22 protein-coding genes and 1 pseudogene are annotated in these 25,909 nt (G+C 41.5%); 7 read left to right on the forward strand and 16 right to left on the reverse strand.

Translation table 11 applies throughout. The annotated features are described in order from the left end of the window. Positions 1-57: 57 nt before the first annotated feature. Positions 58-693 (reverse strand): RNA polymerase sporulation sigma factor SigK, encoded by a 636-nt coding sequence (gene sigK, locus DWX65_RS07495; RefSeq protein ID WP_118057408.1) that lies wholly within the window; start codon positions 691-693, stop codon positions 58-60. Between the two features lie 119 nt (positions 694-812). On the opposite strand from sigK, the gene DWX65_RS07500 reads away from it, so the two are divergent. Further along, positions 813-1,781 carry an RluA family pseudouridine synthase gene (locus tag DWX65_RS07500; RefSeq protein WP_118057409.1) on the forward strand — a complete coding sequence of 323 codons (969 nt, stop codon included), beginning with the start codon at positions 813-815 and terminating at the stop codon, positions 1,779-1,781. On the opposite strand, the gene trpS is transcribed toward DWX65_RS07500, so the two are convergent. The 3 genes from trpS to DWX65_RS07515 are packed head-to-tail and all read right to left on the reverse strand — an operon-like array spanning position 1,778 to position 5,185. Next, positions 1,778-2,782, reverse strand: coding sequence for a tryptophan--tRNA ligase (gene trpS / locus DWX65_RS07505; protein ID WP_118173177.1), 1,005 nt, complete (start codon positions 2,780-2,782; stop codon positions 1,778-1,780). The genes DWX65_RS07500 and trpS overlap by 4 nt on opposite strands. After that, on the reverse strand, positions 2,783-3,331 hold the full coding sequence (locus DWX65_RS07510; protein WP_022243326.1) for a DUF5662 family protein: 549 nt from the start codon (positions 3,329-3,331) through the stop codon (positions 2,783-2,785). It abuts the gene before it with no gap. Positions 3,332-3,337: 6 nt separating this feature from the next. Beyond that, a complete protein-coding gene (locus tag DWX65_RS07515) occupies positions 3,338-5,185 on the reverse strand; it encodes a glycogen operon protein GlgX (RefSeq protein WP_118173294.1) in 1,848 nt (615 codons plus the stop codon). A gap of 131 nt (positions 5,186-5,316) precedes the next feature. Here DWX65_RS07515 and DWX65_RS07520 point away from each other — a divergent pair, with 131 nt between their 5' ends. After that, a complete protein-coding gene (locus DWX65_RS07520) occupies positions 5,317-6,411 on the forward strand; it encodes an HD-GYP domain-containing protein (protein ID WP_118173178.1) in 1,095 nt (364 codons plus the stop codon). A gap of 15 nt (positions 6,412-6,426) precedes the next feature. Next, positions 6,427-6,735, forward strand: a complete 309-nt coding sequence (locus DWX65_RS07525; RefSeq protein ID WP_022243329.1) for a DUF1292 domain-containing protein — start codon at positions 6,427-6,429, stop codon at positions 6,733-6,735. Positions 6,736-6,742: 7 nt separating this feature from the next. Here DWX65_RS07525 and DWX65_RS07530 read toward each other — a convergent pair whose 3' ends face one another. The 5 genes and pseudogenes from DWX65_RS07530 to feoB form a co-directional block, all read right to left on the reverse strand. Next, positions 6,743-8,578, reverse strand: a complete 1,836-nt coding sequence (locus DWX65_RS07530; protein WP_117841178.1) for an ATP-dependent helicase — start codon at positions 8,576-8,578, stop codon at positions 6,743-6,745. Between the two features lie 17 nt (positions 8,579-8,595). After that, positions 8,596-10,059: a glutamate--tRNA ligase gene (gltX, locus tag DWX65_RS07535; protein WP_117841179.1), complete on the reverse strand. Its 1,464-nt coding sequence runs from the start codon at positions 10,057-10,059 to the stop codon at positions 8,596-8,598. Between the two features lie 23 nt (positions 10,060-10,082). Continuing rightward, positions 10,083-11,591, reverse strand: coding sequence for a 4Fe-4S dicluster domain-containing protein (locus DWX65_RS07540; protein ID WP_118173179.1), 1,509 nt, complete (start codon positions 11,589-11,591; stop codon positions 10,083-10,085). Between the two features lie 150 nt (positions 11,592-11,741). Then, the gene (locus DWX65_RS07545) at positions 11,742-11,912 is read right to left on the reverse strand and encodes a FeoB-associated Cys-rich membrane protein (RefSeq protein ID WP_118173180.1); all 171 of its coding nucleotides are present in this window, start codon (positions 11,910-11,912) and stop codon (positions 11,742-11,744) included. 12 nt (positions 11,913-11,924) lie between these two features. Next, a pseudogene (gene feoB / locus DWX65_RS07550) lies at positions 11,925-14,163 on the reverse strand (ferrous iron transport protein B). Positions 14,164-14,304: 141 nt separating this feature from the next. On the opposite strand from feoB, the gene DWX65_RS07560 reads away from it, so the two are divergent. Genes DWX65_RS07560 through DWX65_RS07570 form a run of 3 tightly spaced genes read left to right on the forward strand, consistent with a single transcriptional unit; the run spans position 14,305 to position 15,398 of the window. Next, on the forward strand, positions 14,305-14,520 hold the full coding sequence (locus DWX65_RS07560) for a spore coat associated protein CotJA (protein ID WP_022243335.1): 216 nt from the start codon (positions 14,305-14,307) through the stop codon (positions 14,518-14,520). Next, a complete protein-coding gene (locus DWX65_RS07565; protein ID WP_117698289.1) occupies positions 14,520-14,786 on the forward strand; it encodes a spore coat protein CotJB in 267 nt (88 codons plus the stop codon). Before DWX65_RS07560 ends, DWX65_RS07565 begins: the two co-directional genes overlap by 1 nt. Next, positions 14,787-15,398 (forward strand): manganese catalase family protein, encoded by a 612-nt coding sequence (locus tag DWX65_RS07570; RefSeq protein WP_022243337.1) that lies wholly within the window; start codon positions 14,787-14,789, stop codon positions 15,396-15,398. A gap of 182 nt (positions 15,399-15,580) precedes the next feature. Here DWX65_RS07570 and DWX65_RS07575 read toward each other — a convergent pair whose 3' ends face one another. Genes DWX65_RS07575 through DWX65_RS07590 form a run of 4 tightly spaced genes read right to left on the reverse strand, consistent with a single transcriptional unit; the run spans position 15,581 to position 22,391 of the window. Further along, the gene (locus DWX65_RS07575; RefSeq protein ID WP_117698290.1) at positions 15,581-16,759 is read right to left on the reverse strand and encodes a hypothetical protein; all 1,179 of its coding nucleotides are present in this window, start codon (positions 16,757-16,759) and stop codon (positions 15,581-15,583) included. Positions 16,760-16,761: 2 nt separating this feature from the next. Next, a complete protein-coding gene (locus DWX65_RS07580; RefSeq protein WP_118173181.1) occupies positions 16,762-17,526 on the reverse strand; it encodes a hypothetical protein in 765 nt (254 codons plus the stop codon). 11 nt (positions 17,527-17,537) lie between these two features. Then, on the reverse strand, positions 17,538-18,767 hold the full coding sequence (locus DWX65_RS07585; protein WP_118173182.1) for a DUF5716 family protein: 1,230 nt from the start codon (positions 18,765-18,767) through the stop codon (positions 17,538-17,540). 30 nt (positions 18,768-18,797) lie between these two features. After that, positions 18,798-22,391 (reverse strand): DUF5717 family protein, encoded by a 3,594-nt coding sequence (locus DWX65_RS07590; RefSeq protein ID WP_118173183.1) that lies wholly within the window; start codon positions 22,389-22,391, stop codon positions 18,798-18,800. An 80-nt stretch (positions 22,392-22,471) separates the two neighbouring features. Between DWX65_RS07590 and DWX65_RS07595 the strand changes: the two genes are divergently transcribed. Then, positions 22,472-23,563 (forward strand): pyridoxal phosphate-dependent aminotransferase, encoded by a 1,092-nt coding sequence (locus DWX65_RS07595; protein ID WP_118087539.1) that lies wholly within the window; start codon positions 22,472-22,474, stop codon positions 23,561-23,563. Positions 23,564-23,703: 140 nt separating this feature from the next. Here the strand turns inward: DWX65_RS07595 and DWX65_RS07600 are convergent, their stop codons facing one another. From DWX65_RS07600 to DWX65_RS07610, 3 genes are read right to left on the reverse strand one after another with little or no spacing between them, the layout of a single operon-like run. Further along, positions 23,704-24,528, reverse strand: coding sequence for a hypothetical protein (locus DWX65_RS07600; protein WP_118173184.1), 825 nt, complete (start codon positions 24,526-24,528; stop codon positions 23,704-23,706). Continuing rightward, on the reverse strand, positions 24,522-25,220 hold the full coding sequence (locus DWX65_RS07605) for an ABC transporter ATP-binding protein (RefSeq protein ID WP_022243344.1): 699 nt from the start codon (positions 25,218-25,220) through the stop codon (positions 24,522-24,524). The genes DWX65_RS07600 and DWX65_RS07605 overlap by 7 nt, the downstream gene beginning before the upstream one ends. After that, positions 25,217-25,588: a GntR family transcriptional regulator gene (locus DWX65_RS07610; protein WP_022243345.1), complete on the reverse strand. Its 372-nt coding sequence runs from the start codon at positions 25,586-25,588 to the stop codon at positions 25,217-25,219. The genes DWX65_RS07605 and DWX65_RS07610 overlap by 4 nt, the downstream gene beginning before the upstream one ends. Positions 25,589-25,909 lie beyond the last annotated feature (321 nt).

The following is a 25,909-nucleotide window of genomic DNA, read 5'->3' on the forward strand; positions in this document are numbered from 1 at the left end:
CTCATCATATCATGAAATCCATCCTTTTCAAATACCAATTTAACACATTATAAAAATTTAATAATTGTAACCTTTTTCAAAATAAGCTTTCAGCTTCTCCAATGCCCTTTTTTCAATTCGTGAAACATAGGATCTCGAGATATTTAAATTTTTTGCAATCTCCTTTTGTGTCACCGGACAGTCCGTTTTCAAACCATAGCGCAGGTTTATGATAATCTGTTCCCGCCTGTTTAGTACCTGGGGCAGTATTTCATATAATGTCTTCACATTTCTGTCATACTCCATCTGCTCCACCACATCCGGTTCGTTATGCTCTACAATATCCAGTAAATGTATCTGGTTTCCCTCTTTATCTGTTCCGATTGGCTCATAAAGAGACACTTCCCTGGCAATTTTACGCTTACTGCGCAGATACATCAGAAGTTCATTTTCAATGCATCTCGCTGCATAAGTTGCCAGCTTATTTCCTTTTTCTACCCGGAAGGTATCGATTGCTTTAATCAATCCAATGGTTCCAATCGATATCAGATCTTCCATATCCTCTTCCACATTCTGATATTTTTTTACCACATGCGCTACCAGACGCATATTATGTTCTATCAGAATATGTTTTGCTTCAAGGCTGCCTTCCCCAAGCTGTTTTAAATATTGCTTCTCTTCCTGTATAGTCAATGGAGATAAAAATGTTTTCAATACAGCACCCTTAAAAAGCGATTTATTATATTCTATGCGTCTGCCAGATTCTTCGTGCCTTTCCTCTTTTTTTATCTCTATCCTTTTCTTCTGTGTCTTTTTCCTTTATAATTATCCTTATGAAGCGAATATTAGACTATACCATAACAAATGAATACAAAAACTATACGATAAGAGAATTTCTTACGGAAAAAGGATACCCGAAAGGGCTCCGGGCACATCTTTTCCGCACCGAAAATGTTCTTTTCCGAAACGGTGATACCGGGCACAGCAGTGACCGGCTGAAGGTTTCTGATAAATTAAAGATTATTTTAGAAGAATCTATGCCGGAAAACTATCCTGCACCGGAAAACATTCCCCTTTCCATCCTCTATGAAGACGAAGATATTCTTGTTATCAATAAACCGGCACACATGCCTGTCCACCCATCCATGACACATTACGAACATACCCTCGCCAATGCTGTCTTTTATTATCTGGGCAGCAAAAACGAAGCCGGTCCTTTCCGCTGCATCAACCGGCTGGATAAGGATACTACCGGTATCACAATCCTTGCAAAGAACAGTCTCAGCGGCGGTATCTTAGGCAGACAGATGAACGAACGGAAAATCCACCGCACCTATCTTGCCATTGTCCGTGGTATTACCCCGGAATCCGGTACCATTACTGCGCCAATCGGCAGAAAGGAAGGTTCTGTATTAGAGCGTCAGGTAGATTTTGGGCAAGGTGAATACGCCTGCACCCATTACCGCAGACTAGCTGTGAAAGAAATTTTTTCAAAAAATACTTTTTCAGGGGAGCCTCTTTCACCGGATGCACTCTCCCTTATTGCTTTGCGGCTTGACACCGGCAGAACCCACCAGATCCGTGTCCATATGAGCTACCTCGGCTACCCTTTAATCGGAGATTTTCTTTATTATCCGGATTTTTCCATGTTAAAAAGGCAGGCTCTTCATGCCTGCCAGTTAAAATTCGAACATCCAATCACAAAGGAACAGCTCTGCTTTACGGCTCCACTTCCTGCCGATATGCAAATGCTGTTCCCTGAATTTCATGTTCCAAATCTGGACAATCTATTTTCGGATTAACGGATTCTTTCGGTAAGTCCGACTTTCTTCTGCACCTTACGCAAGGTCTTATTAGAATAATAAGCTGCTTTTTCGTCATTCTTTTTAATCATACTGTCAAGATAGGTCTTGTCTGCCATCAGTTCCCCATAACGTTTCTGCAATGGCTCTAACTCTGCAGCAACTGCTTCTCCTACTGCCAGTTTGAAATCACCGTAGCCTTTTCCGTCAAATTCTTTTTCGGTTTCTTCTCTTGTCTTACCGGTTACACAACCATAAATATCAATCAGATTACTAATGCCCGGTTTATCTTCACGATATACAATTTCACTGCCGGAGTCGGTTACTGCACGTTTAAATTTGCGGATAATGGTATCTTTATCATCTAAAAGGCGGATAGTTGCATTCGGATTCTCATCGGACTTTGACATCTTTTTCTCCGGCTCCTGCAGACTCATAATCTTTGCACCTGCTTTTCCGATATATGCCTCCGGAATTGTAAATACATCTCCGTAAATAGCATTAAAACGCTGTGCAATGTTTCTGGTAATCTCAAGATGCTGCTTCTGGTCTACTCCAACCGGAACCACATCTGCCTGATACAATAAAATATCAGCCGCCATTAATACCGGATAGGTATAAAGACCTGCATTGATATTATCTGCATGCTTTGCAGCCTTGTCCTTAAACTGTGTCATACGGTTTAACTCTCCCATATAAGTAAAGCAGCCTAATATCCAGCTTAATTCTGCATGTCCGGATACATGGGACTGATAATAAATACAGTTTTTCTCCGGATCTAATCCTGCCGCTACATATAATGCATAAAGAGAACGGGCATTTTTACGGAACTCTGCCGGCACCTGTCTTAAGGTAAGGGAATGTAAATCCATAACACCATAGATACATTCATATTCATCTGTAAGATTTACCCAGTTTTTCAATGCTCCCAAATAATTTCCAAGGGTAAGGGTTCCTGTTGCCTGCATTCCACTATATAAAATCTTCTTTCCATCTAACATTTATTTATCCTTCTTTCTTTTATTTTTCAATACTTCATATCGAATATATGCATAAGTCTCTTCTTCGCCGCATTCTGCCAGCATATGAAGAAGGCACTCTAAAAGTTCTCTTGATTCCTCATGAATAATATGATACTGCTTTCCATGTTCGTAATAAGCCAGAGGACTTTCGTCGGTATATTTTTCTCTCTGGTAATTCCTGCTTGCTGCCACCCGGTCAATAAACATCTCAACAACATATTTTGTCGGCATCTTCATTCCAGTAATTCCGGTGCATTTATCCGGTCCGTAATCAATCCAGTATTCCATATGATGCTTGTTTCTGCCCTTATGGTGCAGCCAGGCTGCGGAATACCCCTTATCCTCACGTTCGGCATTGTTGGGACTCATATTTCCCTGAAAATACTTACAGCCCACTAAAAATTCCGTTGGTGAATATTTCGACAAATCATGCAATAAACCCTGGCGGTAAAGTCCTACTTTAAAACAGCCTTTCATGACCAACATCTTGTGATGATTAATTGTGCAAAAATGTTTCCATGCTTTCATCTTACTTTATTTCCCTATTAATATCTGAATGGACATCCCGGCAATTTCTACCTGGACTGCATCCATTATCATTTCTTTCTCCAGAAAACCATTTTCATTTCCTGTATCCATTACTTTATACCATTTTTTGCTTTTTGGCAATTTCGGAAGTGCAAGGAACTGTTTTCCGGTGTGAAAATTATATGCCACATAAATCATTTCCTCACAATCCGCATACAGTCCGCAATAAAGCATCCCAACCGACTGGCGGTTCGGGCTAAATCCCACAGTCCATGCACTATCGCAGTGAAAAGAAAGATCCGGATATCCCAGTCCCTTATAATCATTCATCCGCATCGGCTCTTCCATCCGAAGAACCGGGTGTGCCTTACGAAAGGCTGCCATTTTCTTTACAAACTGTTGTAAGGAAGCATATTTCTTATCATTTTTCCAGTTTACCCAGCCAACTGCATTATCCTGGCAATAAGCATTATTATTTCCCCTCTGGGAATTACCAATCTCATCACCGGCAGCAAGCAGTGGAATACCCTGTGCTAAAAATACTGCCGTAATCGCATTTCGAAGCTGTTTTTTACGCAGGCTTTCTATATATTTTTTGCGGGTTGGTCCTTCAATGCCATAGTTGTCACTGTAATTCCAGTCATTTCCATCAGCATTGTTTTCCCCATTTGCTTCATTATGTTTCTCACTGTACATAAATACATCTGCCAGTGTAAAACCATCATTAGATGCTGCATAATTCACAAATCCGGCATATTTCTTCTGCTTACGCATCTGGTTTACAAAATCGGTAAGACAGATTTCCTTATGATTTAACATTTTCCGCAACGGATAATAAAATTCATCCCGGTAAACAAATAAATGCGGATATGCATAATCCTGTTCCAGCAAATCCTCCGGAATCGTATCTGCAAACAGCTTACTGCGGCACAAAATCAAATCCTGTGCCATAGCACGAATCGGAAGATTTGCTCCCATCAGTCGGAATCCATCCACATGATATTCCATCACCCAGAAGCGCAGGGCTTCTAACATCAGATTCTGATTGATGGTATCAGGAAAATAAATTTCCATAATACATTCCATGTCATTTTTATGCAATGCCTTAATTAATGATTTCAAGGCATGCTCCGGCTGTCTGCTTCTGGTAAATGCAGCCTTCGGTGCAAAATAATTGCCCTCAGTATACCCCCAGCAATTTATCTTCTCAACTTCCGGCAGCTTCTTTGTATCCGTCTTCTGTTCTTCCTTCCAGGTCACATAATCCGGCAGTTCACAGGTTGCCGGTATCATCAGTTCTTCAAATTCATAAAAAGGCATAAATTCAACGGTTGTAACGCCCATATCACGAAGATATCCTATCCGGTTCTCTACCGCTTCAAAAGTACCTTTTCTTGCGCCGTCATTACTACCCTCCATGGTAAAATTTCTCACATGAAGTTTGTACATGACCATATCCTTTTTGGCAATTTCCGGTGCCACATCCTCTTCCCAGTCAAAAACATCTGTGGAGAAACCGCTTTTCACCTGATAATCCATACCAAAGCGTTCCTTTTCTCCCCACTTTTCCCTGCCTACAATTCTTCTGGCATATGGATCTGTCATAACCTTACCGTCTATTTCAAAATTATAATCAAAAGAAGCCGGTTCAATGCCCATTACCATAATTGAGCGCAGTGCACCCACATAGTAAGTATCCGGAACCGGTATTTTCTCAATTTTCCCTGTTTTCTTTTCATACAGTACAATACTGCATTTCTGCTCTTTTCTCCCCTCAAAGGTAAATACAACCCCATCACTATGCACAACTGCTCCCATGGTTCTGTAATCGCCTTCCCGAACATTGTATTTCATTTCATCATCCTGCACTTTCCTATATTCAAGTCTCTTGAAAAGATTATAACACGATTCATTGACAATTGATATGTAAATTTTTATAATTATAGTGTAGTGTATTGTTAATTAGTGATATAAGAGGTATATTCATGCATACAGTTGCAACAAAGGATTTACAACCTGGCATGGTGACTGCCGCTCCTGTCATGAGCAGGCATGGGCAGATGATTGTAGAAGAACACAAAATGCTGACAACCCAGATGATTGCGCACCTTGAGTTTTATGGAATTGAGAGTGCCAGAATAATAGACGGTGTTCTGCCTGTTGATGCCATTCAGTCAATGGCTGAAGAAAAGGAAGCAGTTGACCGGTATTCTGAACGGGTAAGAAACAGTAAAGAATTCAAAGTTTTTAAAGCAAATTACGAAAAAAAAGTACCTTTTTTAGAAAAATCCATCAATGATTTTGTCACAAAAAACATTCCTTTAGATCAGGAGGCTCTTTTATCCTGCGCTTTAGATCTTTTTGCCAGACATTCCACTACAATTTCCATGTTCGATATGCTGCACAATATGCGCAAAATTACCGATTCCACTTATGCCCACAGTCTGAATGTTTCTTTAATCAGCCGAATGATTGGTATGTGGCAGAATTATAATGCAGATGATTTAGAAACTCTGACTCTGGGTGGTCTCTTACACGATATAGGAAAAAGTAAAATTCCACCTGAAATCATTAACAAGCCAGGGCGCCTGACCCCGGAAGAATATGAACTGGTGAAAAAACATTCCGAATATGGTTATGAACTGCTGAAAAATCAGAATGTATCTGTCCGCATCAAAAAAATTGCTCTCACCCATCATGAACGCTGTGATGGAAGCGGCTATCCAATCGGACTTATCGGAGATGATATTGATGATTTTGCCAATATCGTTGCTATTGCAGATGTCTACGATGCCATGACTGCTGACCGCTGTTATCGCCGCGGCGTCTGCCCGTTTGAGGTCATTGCCACTTTTGAGCGGGAGGGTCTGGGTAAATACAAACCCCAGTTTATTACCAGCTTCCTGGAGCATATTGCCAATACATATATTAACAATGATGTCATGTTAAGTAATGGCATGACCGGTAAAATTGTGCTGATTAACAAGCATCGCCTGACTCGTCCGGTGGTTCGGTTAGAAGACAATATATTTATCAATCTGGAAAAACGTCCGGAACTCTACGTTCAGACAATTATATAAAGAAAGAGGTATTTTATGGAAAACAAACAGTTAAAAGATGAAGACGATATCATGGTGACATTAAATTTAGACAATGGGCAGGATGTGGAATGCAAAATTCTTACTATCTTTGAAGCAGGAAAACAGGATTATATTGCGCTGATGCCCTTAGATGAAAAGGGAAATGAAAATGCAGATGGTGAAGTATATATCTATCGTTACTCCGAGGATGAGGATGGAAATCCTTCTTTAGATAATATTGACAGTGACGAAGAATACGAAGTTGTCTCCGACCGTTTTGATGAATTATTAGATGAAGCAGAATTTGACGCAATGGACAACTAATCATCCATTACGTTTCCTGCAATTCTTTTAAGAACCGGGATGGTTCTGCACTGTGATTATTCAACAGCTCTACCGAGAAGAGGTAGAGCTGTTTTTTTGCTCTGGTCATCCCCACATAGAACATTCTGCGTTCCTCTTCCAGATCCGCATCTAAAACAGCTTTCTTATAGGGCATGATTTTCTCATTTACATCAATCAAAAATACCACATCATACTCTAATCCCTTCGAGCTATGTAGGGTTGATAAGACAACGCCCTCTCCCTTCGTCCGCTGCTTCTCCATGGCACGCTGTAATTCTTTTAAATATTTCTCTTTCTGTTTCTGCCAGTCATCAAAGCTATCGAACTCTTTGGTCATATCGGTAAGCTGTTCTAGAATATCCAAAAGTTCTTCCTCATTCATACCTCTCTGATCTGCATATTCTTTGATATAGTCATCGTAGCCGATTCCCTTGCGGATATAATTCACCGCTGCAAAAGGCTTCATTCCGGCTAACATTTTGCAGTCATGATAAAGCCGGTCGATTCTTCGTGCAATCCAGGACTGCTCCATTTTATCATAATAATCTGCCCAGACATCAAATGCTACAGTATCCTCTTCCAGGCTGTCCCGCCCAATATAACGGTTCGGCCGGTTCATAATCTGTAAGAAGTCTGCCCTTCTTCTGCTTCCATGGGCAATCCGAAGATAACTTTCCATATCTTTTGCAATCCAATGCTCATAAATATTAGGAATATTATCCCTTGTACGGAAAGGAATATTATATTCCATCAACTGCTGCATCAGAAGTCTTGGCTGTGTATTAGTGCGAAACAGCACCGCTGCGTCCGACCAGTCACCACCAGCTGCGGTATATTCCTTAAGTGCATGAATCAATCCTAAATTTTCTTCCCGCTGCGTCCGGTAAGTCTTACATACTACCGCTTCCTTTGCCGGATGAAATGCCTTAATATCCTTTGCAAACCGCCCTGTATTGTGGGCAATCAGTCTTCCTGCCGCTGCCACAATATTTCCATCGGAACGATAATTATAATTTAATACAATCCGCTTTGCATCAGCATAATCCTTCTCAAAGTTCAGCATAATCTCCGGTCTTGCCTGGCGGAACCTGTAAATAGACTGGTCATCATCCCCTACCACAAAGAGATTATTTTCCGGTGCTGCAAGCATCCTTATAATCTCATATTGCAATCCATTGATATCCTGAAACTCATCAATCAAAATATACCGGAACTTCTTCTGCCAGAGTGCTAAGATATCCTTCCGCTGGCTGAAAAGTTCATAGGTATAAACTAACATATCATCAAAATCAATCAGCCGGTTCTTCTGCAGCATCTTCTGATAATTCATAAATACATCCCGGAATGTATGCTCTGGAAAATTAGAAGAATAATAATGTTCAATGGGAATGTTCGAATTCTTTACACCGCTGATTTCAGATAACAGAGTCTGGATGCATTCATTTTCATCTTCATAGTCAATCGGAAAATGACGTAAAAGATTCCGGATAAATACCACCTTCTGCTCATCTCTTATAATATTTTCTGCCCGATAATGATAAGCATACTTTAATACCGTAAAAAACACCGCATGAAAAGTACCAAAAGTAGCCGTTGTGGATGTCTGATTCGTTAGCGAAAGAAAACGCTCCTTCATCTCCATAGCGGCTGCTTTTGTAAATGTCACCACCAGAATCTCTGATGGTGACACCCCATATTTTTCTATTAAATTTTTCGTTCGATGGGTAATTACGGCAGTTTTGCCTGAACCGGGCCCCGCCAGTGTAAGGCAGGGACCCTGATAAAAATCAACAGCTTCCTGTTGTGCTTCATTAAATTGCATGAAATGCCTCGTAACTTTTATTTCTCAAGTGCTTTCGTAAGAAGTGTAATTCCGGTACGGATACGTTTTAAGGACTCCTCCTTACCAATAATTTCCATAATCTCAGTTGCACCTGCCGGTGTCATCTGTTTACCGGAAACCGCTGTACGAACCGGCCATAATACATAACCATTCTTGCAGCCCTTCTCTGCCACAAAATCACAAAGTGTCTGATACAGTGCATCATTACTGTAATCCTGTTGAGCCTCTAATACCGGAAGAATCTCTGTCAAGACTTCCAAAGAGCTCTCTTCTGTGGTCTTCATCTTCTTATGGGTATACATTGCGGTATCATACTCCGGAAGTTCCTCAAAGAAGTCAATCAGATTCTCAATATCCGGGAAGATTTCAATTCTGGTCTTCACCATCTCCGCAATCTTGCGGATATCATAATCCCTGGTAATTACTTTCCGGATATATGGCTCTGCCATTTCAAAGTACGAATCAAAATCCATTGCCTTGATGTATTCGCCATTCATCCATTTCAGCTTTGTATAGTCAAATACAGCCGGTGATTTACTCATATGATGATAATCAAAGGCTTTTACCAGCTCCTCTAAAGAAAAGATTTCCCGGTTATCTGCCGGACTCCACCCCAGTAATGCCACAAAGTTTACAACTGCCTCTGTTAAAAATCCCTGTTCAATCAAATCTTCGTAGGAAGAATGTCCGCAACGTTTACTTAACTTCTGATGCTCTTCGTTGGTAATTAACGGACAGTGTACATACACTGGCACATCCCAGCCAAAAGCTTCATACAGACGGTTATACTTTGGAGAAGAAGAAAGATATTCATTTCCTCTTACTACATGTGTAATTCCCATCAAATGGTCATCTACTACGTTGGCAAAGTTATAAGTCGGATATCCGTCTGATTTAATCAGAATCATATCGTCCAGCTCCGCATTATCAACGGTAATATCTCCATAGATTTCATCATGGAAGGTTGTTGTTCCTGTCTGAGGATTGTTCTGACGGATAACGTATGGAACACCTGCAGCAAGCTTTTCTTCTATTTCTTCCTTGCTTAAATGCAGGCAATGCTTATCGTAAACAATAATCTCTTTACCTGCAACAGTCTGACGCAGACTCTCTAAACGCTCCTTATCACAGAAACAATAGTATGCTTCTCCTTTTTCAATGAGTTTCTTCGCATACTCCAGATAAATTCCCTGTGCCTGACGTTCACTCTGCACATATGGGCCAACACCGCCATCCTTGTCCGGACCTTCATCATGTAACAATCCAGTCTTCTCAAGGGTACGGTAGATAATATCTACCGCTCCCTCAACATAACGTTCCTGGTCTGTATCTTCAATTCTTAAAATAAAATCTCCGCCCTCATGCTTTGCAATTAAATATGCATAAAGTGCTGTACGCAGATTTCCTACATGCATTCTTCCTGTAGGACTTGGTGCAAATCTGGTTCTAACCTTGCTCATTCTATTAACCCGCTTTCTTACTATTAATTTAATTCGATTTCCCGTAATTCCTTTGGAGGAAGCTGCTTGGTAGAAGCTTTCTTAATCTTCTCGATTTCCTGTTTTGCTTTCGGAATCGGAAGAATAGTTCCTGCTCCGGCGATACATCCGCCAGGACATCCCATTCCTTCAATCATACATCCATTCATCTTACCAGCCTTGGCAAGCATCAGCATCTTCTTACATTCAGCAAGACCTTCTGCATGTTCAATCTTAACATCCACATCCGGATAATATTCATGTACACATTTTTCAATGGCATCTGCAACACCACCGGCACATGCATATCCACGACCTGCAGCAGTTGCATCATGCATGGAGCTTTCACCCTCTGTCTGGTTCGGATCAATTCCTTTTGCTGCAAACATAGCGTCTAACTCTTCAAATGTGATTACAAAATCAACATCGCTTCGTACAGTTCTTCTGCTTGCTTCCAGTTTTTTAGCAGCACACGGTCCGATAAATACTACTTTTGCATTCGGATGTTCTTTCTTAATGCTTCTTGCTGTAGCAACCATAGGTGTAAGCTCAGAAGATACGCTCCCGATTAAATCCGGGAACTGTGTCTTTGCAAGCATGGACCATGCAGGACAGCAGGAAGTAAGTAAGAACGGAAGCTCTCCTGTTGCAACATGATTTGCATAGTGATGTGCTTCTGCTACTGCACCGATATCAGCTCCAAGTGCAACCTCTACAACCTCTGAAAAACCAAGTTCTAATAAAGCTGCCTTTACATGCTTTGGAGTAGCTCCAGGTCCGAACTGACCTACAAATGCAGGTGCAATTTCAGCGATAACTTCTCCGCCTTCTTTCATACAACGGATCAACTGGAAAATCTGTGATTTATCTGCAATTGCTCCGAATGGGCAGCTTACCATACACTGACCACAGGATACACATTTATCTGCATCAATCTTTGCTCTTCCGTATTCATCTGTTCCAATTGCTCCAATTCCACAAGCCATGGAACAAGGTCTTTCTTTCTTGGAAATTGCATCATATGGGCAGGCTGCTTTACATCTTCCACATTTGATACATTTCTCCTGGTCGATTACAGATTTGCCATCTACCTGGGAGATTGCTCCCTTTGGACATACCTCCATACATGGATGTGCAATACATCCCTGGCACATATTGGATACTTCATATTTCTTTTCTTCGCACAGATTACATGCAGATGGAATTACCTGCATAAGAGGTGGCTCATAATATTTTTCTGCCACATTGCTCTCTTCGAGGCCACTGGTAACATGTACCGGTTTATCCTGTGGCCGTAAAGACATACCCATAGCAAGTCTTACTCTTTCTGCTGCAATCGCACGTTCTCTATAAATACTTTCACGGTATGTAGGAACATCTCCAGGGCAAACTGTATATGGAACTGCCTCAACGGCATCGTTCAGGTTTGCACTGTCTGCTTCATAAGCAATTTTTGCTACCTCCGTAAAAATGCTTTTTCTCAAATCTGATACTGGTGTACGTAGTCCTCTCATCGTTTCCTCCTAGAAAAAAATTGTATTATATCATTGTTCATAACCACGCACAGTATTATCAATATATAACACTATGCTAACAATAATCTAGCACACCACTTTCAATAATACAAGTAGCCTGCTCCTATGTTCTAAAATAAATACTTTTTACTACTTTTTCCTCCGGGAACATTCTTTGCAGACCGCATCCGTATCTGTCCTTCCACTACATCCGCTGCAGCCAATGCAGCCTCCCTCTTTTTTCTTTTTCATCATAGCATATACCGCAAAGGCGCACCAGCAAAGAATCAGTAATAACAAAATAATATCATTAACGCCCATAATATCTGCCTCCTAAAAAATCAGGCTGCCAATCTGAAAGACAACAAATGCTGCAATCCATGCAACCACGCACTGCATTACCACAACACCAAGTGCCTGAAGCTTTGAACCCATCTCCCGTCTGATTGCTGCAATCGCTGCTACACATGGTGTATAAAGTAACGTAAATACCAGGAAGCTGACTGCTGATACCGGTGTAAACAGAGTTCCAAGGCTGTTGCCCAAAGCAGTCACACTGGTTCCAAGAAGTACACTCATGGTACTGATTACTGCTTCTTTGGCAGTAAATCCGGTAATCAAAGAAGTGGATACTCTCCAGTCCCCAAATCCAAGCGGAGCAAAAACTGGTGCAATCACACGGCCGATTAATGCCAGCAGGCTGTCTGCGCTGTCAGATACTACATTCAGTCTGGTATCAAAAGACTGTAAAAACCAGATAATAATCGTTGCAAGGAAAATAACGGTAAATGCCCTCTCTAAGAAATCCTTTGCCTTGTCCCACATCAGGAGTACCACGCTCTTTAAAGATGGCAGCCGGTAATTCGGAAGCTCCATGACAAAAGGCATCGGTTTTCCACGGAATGCGGAATGCTTGAATAAAAGTGCCACCAGAATTCCCATTACCATTCCACCAACATAAAGTGCAATCATAACAAGTGCCTGATACTTTTTAAAAAATGCTGCTGTAAACACCGCATAAATCGGTATTTTCGCCGAACAGCTGATAAATGGTGTCAGCATAATGGTCATTTTCCGGTCTCTTTCGGATGCTAAAGTTCTGCTTGACATTACTGCCGGAACCGTACAACCAAATCCAATCAGCATTGGAACAAAACTTCGTCCGGAAAGTCCAATCTTACGCAGCAGTTTATCCATAACAAAGGCAACTCTTGCCATATAACCGGAATCTTCCAGAATAGACAGGAAGAAAAATAAAACCACAATAATCGGCAGGAAGCTTAACACACTTCCTACTCCGGCAAATACACCATCAATAATCAGGCTGTGAACCACCGGGTTAATTCCATAAGCAGTCAGCCCCTTGTCTGCAAGATTCGTTATGTATGCAATAAAAACAGCCAGATAATCGCTCAAAAATGCTCCGATCACACCGAAGGTCAGCCAGAATACAAGCAGCATAATCAGAAGAAACAACGGAATAGCAAGATATTTATTCGTTAATACATTGTCTATCTTCACACTACGAATATGTTCTTTGCTCTCATGGCACTTTGTTACTGATTTACTGCACACCTTTTCAATAAAGGTATATCTCATATCCGCCAGAGCGGCATTTCTGTCCATATGATGGTCTGTTTCCATTTCTTCAATACTGTGTTCCATCATATCCAGTTCGTTCTGGCTCAGCTTCAGTCTGTCAATAATGTCTGTATCCTGTTCTACAATCTTCGTTGCTGCAAAACGTGGTGACATTCCGATATTCTGTGCATGGTCTTCTACCTGATGGGATACCGCATGAATGCAGCGGTGCACAGGACCTTTCTCGCAAAAATCCGTTACCTTTGGATATATCTTCTGTCCTGCCACCTTCATGGCGCTGTGTACCAGGTCTTCCACTCCCTCTCCCTTTACCGCACTGATTGGAATGACCGGAATTCCCAGTTCTAAAGACATCTGTTTTACATCAATACTTCCGCCGTTGTTACGCACCTCATCCATCATATTCAGAGCTAATACCATCGGAATATGCATTTCTAACAACTGCAGGGTCAGATAGAGATTTCGCTCAATATTTGTTGCATCTACAATATTGATAATTCCATCCGGCTTTTCATTTAAAATAAAGTCTCTTGTTACAATCTCCTCACTGGTATATGGACGCAGAGAATAGATTCCCGGCAGGTCAACTACCGACGCATCCTTATGTTCTCTGATTTCTCCCATTTTCTGGTCAACCGTTACACCCGGAAAATTTCCAACATGCTGGTTGGAACCGGTGAGCTGATTAAATAATGTGGTCTTACCACAGTTCTGGTTTCCTACTAATGCAAATATCATTCTAGTTCTCCTCCGGTTCTACTTCAATTTTTCCGGCATCTTCTTTTCGTATGGTCAGTTCATATCCACGAATCCGGAGTTCAATCGGGTCTCCCATAGGTGCTACTTTACGCACCTGCACCTTTGTCTTTGGAATCAGCCCCATATCTAAAAATCTACACCGCAGTGCTCCTTCTCCCCCTACTTTGGTTATTACCGCTTCTCTTCCAATTTCAAGTTCATCCAGTGTCATCTATTTTCCTCTTCTCTTGTTATTGATATTTTTTCTCAATTAAGTATTTTACCGCAGGATTCTTTTTTTCACAATATAAAATCTCACATTCCTTTTCATCTGCACATATATTAATATGAATATTTTTATTGAGGTCAGCATATGAACAACTGTAATTGTCAGCCACAAAGCAGCCGTCCGGCTGTTCCGACACCTTATACGAAACAGTTTGCCTGTAATCAGGAACTTGCCATGGCTTATGTTCCATGGCAGCAGTTCGGCAATCTGTACGAACCTGACCAGGCTCTGCGTAATGGCACAGTCTTTCAGGATTTAAATAAGCCTTTCCATGGTTCCATGAAAGGAGGCAGATTCTGATGAACAATATGCCAATGAACCAGTCCCAGCTTTTAGACTGGATTAATCAGGTCAGCTTTGTAGCTTATGATACTGCCCTTTACCTTGACACCCATCCTTATGATGAAGAAGCACTTTCCTTCTATAACCACTACCGTACCCTGCGGTTAAAAGCAGTGAAAATGTATGAAGAAAAATATGGTCCCCTGACTTTAGACGGTGCCGACACAGACGGTCACTGGAGCTGGGGAAGCATGAGAAATCCATGGGAAGGGGGAAATTGTTAAATGTGGCAGTATGAAAAAAGACTGGAATATCCGGTCAACATCAAACAGACCGATCCGAAAACCGCACAGTATATCTTAAGCCAGTACGGAGGTCCTGACGGAGAAATCAACGCATCCTTACGTTATCTCTCCCAGCGCTATTCCATTCCTTACCGTGAAGTAGCCGGACTGCTTACCGATATTGCAACAGAAGAAATTGCCCATTTTGAGATGATTGCAACCATCGTACACCAGCTTACCAGAGACCTGACTCCGGAGGAAATCAAAGCCTCTAACTTCGGTCCTTACTATATTGACCACACCCTTGCCGTATGGCCACAGGCTGCCGGTGGTGTTCCACAGAATGCCTGTGAATTCCAGTCCAAAGGCGATCCGATTACTGACCTTATGGAAGATATGGCTGCAGAGCAGAAAGCCCGCACCACTTACGATAACATTCTTCGTGTCGTAAAAGACCCGGACGTTGTAGATCCGATTCGTTTCCTGCGTGCCAGGGAGGTCGTACACTTCCAGCGTTTTGGCGAAGCACTCCGGATGGTACAGGAACACCTTGACTCCAAGAACTTCTATGCATGTAACCCGGCTTTCGATAAGAGCTGCGGCTGCAAATAAAACCGTGATAGAAAAGAATGTGCCTTGGCACATTCTCGCGCCTGCGGCGGTTGCTTGCGACATCTACCTTATACGCCGCAGTGTGCATCCTCGCGGAGCGTTTTTTACTTTACAGGAAAGCAATTTCCTGTAAAGTAAAAAATAGCGTATCACCGATATTTTCTATCGATGATACGCTATTTTCATTCTCCGGTTCCGCAGAGCCGGTCCACAGAATTAATAATCTCACGGACTTCCGGGATTTCCTCATGATACTCTTTCATGAGTTTTTCAATTTCTTCCTTCTGTTCTAATACTACATCCATGTTATATTCAATGGATGCCCGGATTTTCTGCCGCCGGCTCAATAATTCATGCTTGATTTCCACCATTTCACGCTTATCTACCAGTGCATTGGGCTGACTAATCCAGACCTTTGCATCATAAAGTTCATATTTTTGCAGCATGCGTACTAACTTTCCATTAAAATATTCCAAGTCATCACTGTTCCGTTCAAATTTCTCTCTTTCCCGCTTGGCTTCTAAGTACTGCTCCCAAAGATAGGTCAGTTCATAGGAATTATGCACATGGTATTTCTCACAGGCATAATCCACTGCATTCGTAGAATTTACATACTTTATTTTAGTACGGTTCAAAAGAGTAATGGCATGATTCATGTTCACTTCTGCCCGCTTGATTTCTCTTGTATTATTCTGATTCCGGAACAGCATAAAGAATCCACTGGCTGCCGCAGCTACCATCAGAATCGTAAATAGAATCCGTACATCCATTTCCAATGCCACATGAAGAACCAATATAACTGCAAGGAATGCCAGTACCATGCCAAATACTACATAGGATGCCTTCCGCAGAATCTTCTGTTCTTCCATTAACTCTTCCCGGTAATAGGCCCATTCATTCTTCTCCCCTTCCAGGTAATTCATATCACGCTTTACGGCCGCCTGATACATCTCATTTGCCTGCAGGGTCCGGATGGATTCCGTCAGAGTCTCCTCTTCCTGTTCCATCTGTGCATACTGCGTATCTGTCAGCTTCTTGGTTGCTTTCAGATAATCGGAACGGGACTGATCCAGTGTAAGAATACTGTTTGCAGTATCTCTTAAAGCAGCTGCCTCATCTTCCGGCAGTTCTTCAATAATCTGGATATCCTTTAAATAAGAAGTCACCACACGATATTCAGACTTTTCATTTTCCAGGGTCTTTGTGGTGTCAATCATCTGTTCACAGTGACCCAGAACATAATGTTGTACTTTATGTTCATCCTTCCGGTCTTCTTCCGATAACGTATCCTCTGTGATACATTCTAAGACCTCTTCGATTGTTTTCTTTGGTTTCCTTTTTCTTCTAAAAAATTTTATCAATGTTATGCCCACCGTCCATTGCTTTCGTAAATATATTTTTTCTTATCCAGCACATCTCGAAATGCTTCCAGTACTTCTTCCTCATCATTCCATTGCTTATGAATATCCTCTAATGTCTTTTGCAGTTCTTCTGATACTTCATAAACCTGTTCCTTTTCATCCGGTGCTGCCATCCGCCATGCTTCTTCCATCTCCCGCATACATGCCGGATTGTTATTATAGTCATAAGCTTTCTTAAAGCATCGTGCCGCATCCCGGTACAGGAATAATCCGGTATGTGCAACTCCAATATTATTCCATATATTTCCTATGACAGAAGCAGCCAGCTTCCCCGCCTCTTCCTTCTGCAGCAGACGCATATATTCCCTGATAGCCATGACATACCGATGATTCATAAGGCTTCTGTCTGCCCTGATTTTCATACATTCAATTTCTGATTTATTTTCTACTTCTGCCAGTGCATATTCGATTTCATCTTTTTCTTTCTTTGTGCAAAAGCCGCAGGCATCCATCAGAAGTCGGACTTTCTTTGCCAGCGTTATTTTCTTTCGGACAGCCTCTTTTAACTGCCCGGCTAACTCCCGGTCTTTTAACTCCTCTGCAATCCAGCTGATTAAATCATCCGACACAAAAGAATCGTCAAGATATTCCGTGTGGTTTAAAATATACCAGTTCAATTCCTCCAGGGAATAGATATTTATCATATTCTGTTCTAAATAATATGGCACATCGGTTTCTTTCCGATTGCATAAAATCAATTCTCCCATGAAGTCTCCTCCTACAGTTCCATTTTATATTCCCACACTTTTTCAGAGCTTTTATAAATCTCTCCAAATCCAAGGTCCCGTATGGTAACCTTTACAGCGGAATCCGACAGTGCTTCTGTCATAATAGAAAGTCTGGTCATACGTTCCGGCCGTTTTGGAATATCCGTAAGCTCTAAGGATTCTATCTTTGCTTCCCTGCTGTCCGGAAGCTGCAGCCAGAAATCAACGGTATTCGTACCTGCCAGTAAAATCTCGCACTGATTCTTTGCTTCATACCAGTTTTCTCCTGCACTTACCAGTGTATGGAAAATAAGTTCTTCCCGGTCTTTTACTTTAAGGCTGATATTTACCTTCATCTCATTCTCGCCAATATAGACAAACTGCCATGGCTGCATTCCGGTATGGATGCAGGATGCATAACAGGCTCCCTTAGCATAAAGATTTTTGCCTAAGAAAACATGCCTTCCGTTGCAGAGAAATTTTAAGGATTCTCTCATCCATTCTCCATCAAAACCATCCCCGGTCAGATATACCGAAGAATAGATTTTACGGGAAACGGCATCTGTTACTACATCTAAAAACGCAGTGTCTCTATTGCCAATCAAAGGACCATAATCTTTCAGATAAATATGAACCAGCTGTGGTGTGGAATTCAGATTACGCTCCATGTAATAAAAACGCATACTGTTCTTGGAATAATCAAAGAGAACTGCATCATGCAGCCACAGTTCTTCCTTCTGGCTTAAAGCATAATAATAAAAGCTTTCTGCATAATCGATGACATGACACTGCTCTTTTGTCCACTTCATCCGTCCGGCTATTTTTTCAATCAGTTCCATCTTCTCCCGGTTTAAAGTATCCATGGTAATGGTAATTCTTGCCAGCTTCATGGATGTGCCGAATTTCTGCGGTACCGTAAGAATTTTACGGACAAAGAGACTTAACAGTTCTACCGTATCATAAGTTTCCCCTTCCACGGTAACCTGTTCGCCTGCCAGTGCCCGGCTGAAGAGCCGGTCACAGCCGCTTCCTTCGCCATTTTTCATGACAGTCTCCGCTTCTTTTCCGTAATACCACTGTCCGATTCCTCTCCGCTTACAAAGGCTTAATGGAATCTGGTACAATTCACTGCCTGCCACGGTACTGATGGTATCCGGCTCTGACATATCGGATGTACAATATGATACTAATGCGTATTTTTTTCCAAAATCCAGTCCTATTGAAAGGCTTTTTTCCTTCATACCATCACCCTGTTATTGTTTTCCCTGTTATTACATCAGTTGAAAACGTTCTTCATTCCTTTTCTTCATACTGTCATATTTCCGTAAAAGACGTTCTAATTTTTCATAATCCTTTAAGGTATATTCTAATTCCATTTCATTCAGCATATCGTAGGTGCTTCCGTTTTCCCTGCCACAGACATCCTTACAGGAAAGCCGTCCACTCTCAGTCACAACGGACTCCCGTGGTGCTTCCTCTGAAATATAATACGGAATTTCTTCTCCAAAGAATACGATAAATTCTTTTACGAAAATGCCCTCATACATCTCATTCATATCTTCATCCACATAGGATTCACCTTTCTGATAGTGAATCACTACACGCTTGCTCGGATTTGTCCGGTATTCCACAAACTTCCGGTCGTAAAAATGAAATCGATAGCGAATCTCTTCCGGCATCTGCTGATAAAATGCGAAATAAAGATTCTGAACCAGCTGCTCCTGTAGAAGCTGCTCTGTCATCTCCATTACACCTTTTTCTTCTATGGACAAATCCCTCTTCGCAACAGCATAAAGCAGCGCCAGCTTCATCACCTGGCTTAATTCTTCCCGTTCCTCATAATTTTTCTTTAAACCTCTGATGACATTTTCCGGTACAATGCCCTGATGCACAAAATAGAAATGTGCAAAATAATTTACATATGCTTTCCGCAGAAGATGTGGTGCTCCGTGTGACACAAAGCTTTCATAAATGCTCTGCACCTGCTCCACAAATTCTGCCGTATATAACATCTGCATCAATAACCGTTCTTCCAAGTCTCTGGTATCTATATCAAAGGTCTGCGCTGCTGACCAGACCGCCGCCATTACACGGGTCGGACCGCAGTAGAACTGTGCTAAATACTGCAGCATCTCTTTACTGTATTTCTTCGCCTGAAAAGTCACTGCACAAAGTGCCAGCAGGAAATCATCACTTTCATAATCCGCTTCTTCTATTTCATAAGTCAGAAGTGCCGTCAGTTTCTCCAGACGGATGCCTTCCCAGCCAAATTCCCGTATATCCGGATATGCAATCTCATATAACCGGTATTCCAACATCAGATTCAAAAGATAGGCTCTGTCATCCCGCTTCATAGAAGAAATCGGTGCATGACGCAGACACTCTTCCACCAGTTCCTGATTATCTTCCTGCTCATAGAAATGTACTGCCTTTGCATAAAGCTCTGCCCGGTAACTTTCCCGCAATGCTTCCTCTTTTAAAAAGATGCGTAAATACTCACTGTCCTCCGGCATAAATGCACGGTGGGTATCCCTGGATGTAAAATGATACAAAAGATACGAAATCTCATATGGTGCATATTCCATGCAGGTACGGTAAAAGGCACCAGGCCTCATCAGCTTTTCCAGCTGGTATGAAATCTCACTGCCATACCGGTATCCCTTCGTATCCTCAAATACAATGACATAGTCCTTGCTGTATAACTCAAAATAAGCACTGCCATTTACAATCGGCACACACTGCACTTTTCGCAGCTGGTCATGCAAAACATACATCCGCACAATATTCGGTGCAAAACAGTTCATTTTATGGGTAAAGAGAATCTTCGCCAGTGGTCCTGCCATCTCTTTTTGTATCATGCCTTTATTTAATAAATCAGAATAGATAATCGCCAGATTATCATCGATATGACCTTCTTCTATCTGGGCAATTGCGAATTCTTCCATCCGCTTCCGGTAACTGGAATATACCTCCGGCTCTTTCTCCTTTAACGCTACTACATTTGCAAGCAGAGCCGCCTTCTGTTTGTATGGAATGCTGCTGTTATACTGAAAATACATCTGTATCATCCGTGGAATTTTCTTAATGGCAAGTAAATCCATGGACATTAAATATGCTTCATTTAATCCTGCCAGCCGCAAATCTTCTTCCACGCCACGTTCAAACCAGATATGATAATGCAATCCAAAACGCTGTCCTCTTATCAGGTAAGCACAGATTGCTGACAACATCTGATTATTCTGAAATTTATCATATGCCACGCACATAGTCTTATAAAGCAGCGGATGAAATACCCGTTTTTCCGATACCAGCGTCGTAATCTGCATGGCAAGGTCACTGGTCAACACACCTTTTTTTGCCGCCCAGTAAAGAATGCGGATTTCAAAATCAGTAAGTCTCGTTAAAAGATACGGATTCTGCCAGTATAAATAGAATCCTTCGATATAGAAAAACGGACTGTTACAGCCGTCTAACATCTGGCTCTCAATTGCCCGGATTTTTCTGGTATCATTTTCGCAATATTCTTTCTTTAAGAAAAGCAGCATCCAGAACACCCGGATATCATCTGTTTTCTGATAAATTTCTTCAATCTCTGCAGTCAGCCGGTTCACATAGGATTCTTCCCGCTCCCACAACGTACGGAGATAGAGGAAATATGCATAAAGCGGTGTATCTTTTGCTTCCTCTTTCCGCCGGAACTCATCAAATAACCACTCTGCTTCCTGCTTCTGTCCGCTTACCAGTAATGCCTGTATTTTCATCAGAAGATACCAGTCATTTTCCGGCCGCATTGCAATCAGATGATTCAGTGCATCTAACATTCCTGATGCAAAAAGTCCTGCGCCAATCTTTTTCATACGATAATTGAGATAGATTCCGGTGATATGTGCAAGTGTTCTCTGCTCTTCCAGATAATCGATATGCTCCTGTTCTCTGCGCTCCGGCGTCCTGATTATGGTAATCTCATAAGTAAGATGCTGATAAATATTTTCTAAAGTAATTCTTCCATAATTTTTTCCGGTATGAAGTTCTGCCGGGTCAATATAATAAATAAGGTCGCAGATACTTCCGGTAAAATCATCTGAAGTATAAACATTCTTTTCCAGTTTTAAGAAGCTGCTGTCTGTCTGTGCTTCAAAGCTTATATACCCCCAGCCATTCTTCTGCACAAAAAGCGTTTCCTTCTGCTCCTCTTTGATATCCTGATAGGTAATTTCCTGTTCTTTTAACGCAAGCTCAATGCGTGGCTTGGCATTGATTGTAACCAAGAACTCCTCCATACCGGAAATCAATGCTCCCGGTCCGCCAAAGCCGGCATACCATAATAGTTCTTTTCCTTTTTCTTCTTTTAATACATGTTGAAAGCCCTGGGAAGCAAACAGGCGGTAAGCTTCCATATAATCCGTCTGTGCCAGTTTGATAAAATCACTGAGATTTCGGATTCTTCCGGTAGACGCATTTCCATAAGGCCGGATTATAGACACAACAAAAGAAAGGCTGTATTCCAACTGATTACAAATAATACAGAATTCACCCTTTTGTATATCACCAACCCGGAAACCCTCACTATGGAACTGAAATCCGATTCGGACTTCTTCCCCTTCAAATTCCGGTGTCAGACATTCCATATATGGATTAGAGGAATAAATCAGCCCCTTTACCGGAACATGGTTGGATACTTCAATTACAAATTCTCCCGTATAATCCTGTCCCTCTAATACCTCAATTTCAATCTTCTCTTCCGAAAGAGATAAAACCGGCTGTTCCTGTTCAAATTTTCCTGCTGCAAGTCTCTGAATCCGTCTACGCAAAATGTCACCTGCTTTTCCTTCTCCGATATGAGATTTTGTTGCTTTTTCTCTCATTACAGTTATAATAGATTATAAACTATTTAAAACACACATGCAACTTTCTTTCCGTTGTATTTTAACAGGAGGTCTTTTTCATGATAACACCAAAAGAACATTTTCACGGAAGTGATTTAGAGAAAATAGAAGCCGTTTACGGTATCAAAAAAGAGGATATTACAAGCTTTTCCGCCAATGTCAATCCCTTAGGCGTATCTCCGCTGCTGCGAAGTACTTTGGCTTCCCATATTGATGCCATTACATCCTACCCGGACCGGGAATATACTTCTTTACGAGAATGCATCGCCGCTTATACCGGCACCGATGCCAGCCAGGTCATTGTAGGAAATGGTTCCACGGAATTAATCTCTCTTTTTATTCAGATTGAGCATCCGAAAAAAGCCATGATTCTCGGTCCGACTTATTCGGAATATGAGCGCGAAATTTCCTTAGGCGGTGGTACTACACTCTACTATCCACTCCGTGAAAAGGACGATTTCGTCCTTGATGTGGATGATTTTACCGCTCACTTAAATGAAAGCATCGACCTTTTAGTACTCTGCAATCCCAATAACCCTACCTCATCCTGTATCAACCGGACGGATATGCGCCGGATTTTAGATATCTGCAAGCAATATGATATCTTTGTCATGGTGGATGAGACTTATGTGGAATTTGCCGATAACATGGATGAAATTACCGCAGTTCCACTGACCCACTACTATAACAATATTATTATCCTGCGTGGAACATCCAAATTCTTTGCTGCTCCTGGGCTCCGCCTTGGCTATGCTATCAGCGGCAATCAGGATTTAATCAAATCCATCAATACCAGAAAAAATCCATGGACCATTAACTCTCTTGCCGTAATTGCCGGAGAATTGATGTTTACCGATGAGGAATACATCCAGCAGACAAAATTTCTTATTTCTTCAGAGCGTGCCCGGATTTATGAAATATTTAAAAATCACCCGGATTTCAAACCATACAAGCCATCCGGCAACTTCATGCTTCTTAAAATCTTAAGGGAGGACATTACTTCTGCGGATTTATTTGATAAAGCAATCCGGAAGAATATGATGATTCGCGACTGCTCTACTTTTCCTTTCTTAGATAACAAATACATCCGCTTCTGCTTTATGATGCCGGAGATGAATGATAAGCTGATTGACTGTCTTCTTTCGAAGTAATTTCTTATTTTTCTCCGCTAATCTATGCCAGCCGAAACTGCCACTGGCAGTTTCTATGGAATTCATGGCGACGTAAAAAGGCGAAACCAGTCTATTTTTGATTGGTCCCGCCTTTTCTTATATACAAATAGTTTTCTCATTTACTCCAGATTTAATTTCTTATGGGTAATCACTGCTGTTATGATATAGCATACAATTGATACCCCGATGGAAAGTATCATGCTCTTTGAAAATATATTTCCATACATATTTGCAATGGTCAGGGTAAAGAAGCTGTCATCTCCCATTGCAGCCTGTTTCTCAACAAATCCATTTGCTGAATTAATGGATATCACAAAAGATATAATCTGAAGAATCGCATAAAGCACACCATACATCACAATCGACATTGCAACTTTGTGGCGGAACAACTGACCGATTGCCATGCTGGCATATACCATAAGCATAGCGGAAAACGCAGAAATCACACTATATAATATTGCCCAGCCAAAGAGTGCCGGAATCGGAATTCCTATCATATCTCCCAGCTGCTGCAGCAATTCTCCCAGTTTGATTCTTTCCCCTTCATTACCCAGATTCAATCCTGCTGTCACGATCAATGAAAATGCCGAAACATAAACAAGTATTGTCGTAATTGCATGCCAGAATACCGCCACCAAAAGCTTTCCGTTAATCAAGGAAAAAGTGGTTACCGGAAGGGTATGTGACAAATAACCTTCTGCACCATACATGCTGTGGTAAAACCGAACCAGCAGAAAAATAAATGCCGTAACGCTCAATGCAATCAGCCCAATGATATACAAAAGAAGCATTGCCAGCCCGACCAAGGCTCCTATATCTGTTTCGAAAACCTGCATTTTCATCATCAGCATGCCAATTAACGTAACGCCGACCAAAACCATTGCCAGTGGAAATAATACTTTCCAGGTTGCTTTCATTTCATGTTTCATTACTTTTCCTAACATCTAAACACCTCCCGGAACAAAGCATCCACCGATTTACCCTGATTAATTCTAATATCATCTACTGATGAAGTCAGGCTGATTGTTCCATTCTGAATAAAGACTACCTCATCTAATACATTCTCAACATCTGCAATCAGATGGGTTGAAATCAGAATCGTTGCATTCTCATCATAGTTGGTAAGAATCGTCCGCAATATATAATCTCTTGCCGCCGGGTCTACTCCCGCAATCGGCTCATCCAGAACATATAAGTCCGCACGACGGCTCATTACTAAAATAAGCTGCACCTTTTCTTTGGTTCCCTTGGACATGGATTTTAATTTATCATTGGGATTAATAGATAATTTTGCCAGCATATCATAAGCTCTTACCACATCAAAATCCTGATAAAAATCTTCAAAATAATCTAAAATATCACGTACCCGCATCCCCATGTTAAGATACGTATGATCTGGCAGATAAGAAACCACCTTCTTTGTCTCTACACCAATCTTCATTCCTTCCACCAAAATCTCGCCCTCATCCGGAGTAAGGATTCCGTTAATCAGCTTAATCAGTGTTGTCTTTCCACTTCCGTTCGGTCCTAAGAGGCCAACAATATGTCCGCTCTCTAAAGTCAGGTTCAGATGGTCAAGCGCAGTTTTCTTTCCATATCGCTTGCATACATCTTTTACTTCCAATAATGTACTCATGCCTGCTCTCCCTCCAAAATCTCCTGAATCAAAGATAAGGTTTCTGATTTCTTATAGCCAAGCTTGCTCATATTTTCCAAAAATTCCTTAATCTGTTCCTGTGCCAGATTATTCTTCAACTCCTCAATCATTTTTGCATCCTCCGTTATAAATCTCCCGCTTGTACGCTGGGAATACACAAGTCCTGTCCGCTCTAACTCTGTCAGTGCTTTCTGCATCGTATTCGGATTTACTGCAGCTACCGCCGCCAGATCCCTGACAGAAGGTAACTTATCTCCCGGACTGTATTTACCGGATATTATTTCCATCTGAATCCGCTCCACAATCTGAATAAAAATAGGACGATCCGAATCCAATTCCCATGCCATGCAATCACCTCTTTCCGTATTTTTGTACTATCTAAGTAATACAATATATTCTTACGACGGATTTGTCAAGAGGATTTTCATTACCAATCCTTAATTTATTCCTCATGTCAGAAATAGTGGCCACCAGGTGGACACCAGTAACCAATAAGGTGGTCACTTAGTAACCTGCTTAAAACAAAGAATGTGCCTTGGCACATTCTCGCGCCTGCGGCGGTCGCTTGCGACATCTACCTTATACGCCGCAGTGCGCATCCTCGCGGAGCGTTTTTTACTTTACAGGAAAGCAATTTCCTGTAAAGTAAAAAAGGGACGCAGAAAAAT

Source organism: Roseburia sp. AF20-18LB (assembly GCF_003461185.1).
GTDB classification, from domain to species: domain Bacteria; phylum Bacillota; class Clostridia; order Lachnospirales; family Lachnospiraceae; genus Roseburia_C; species Roseburia_C amylophila.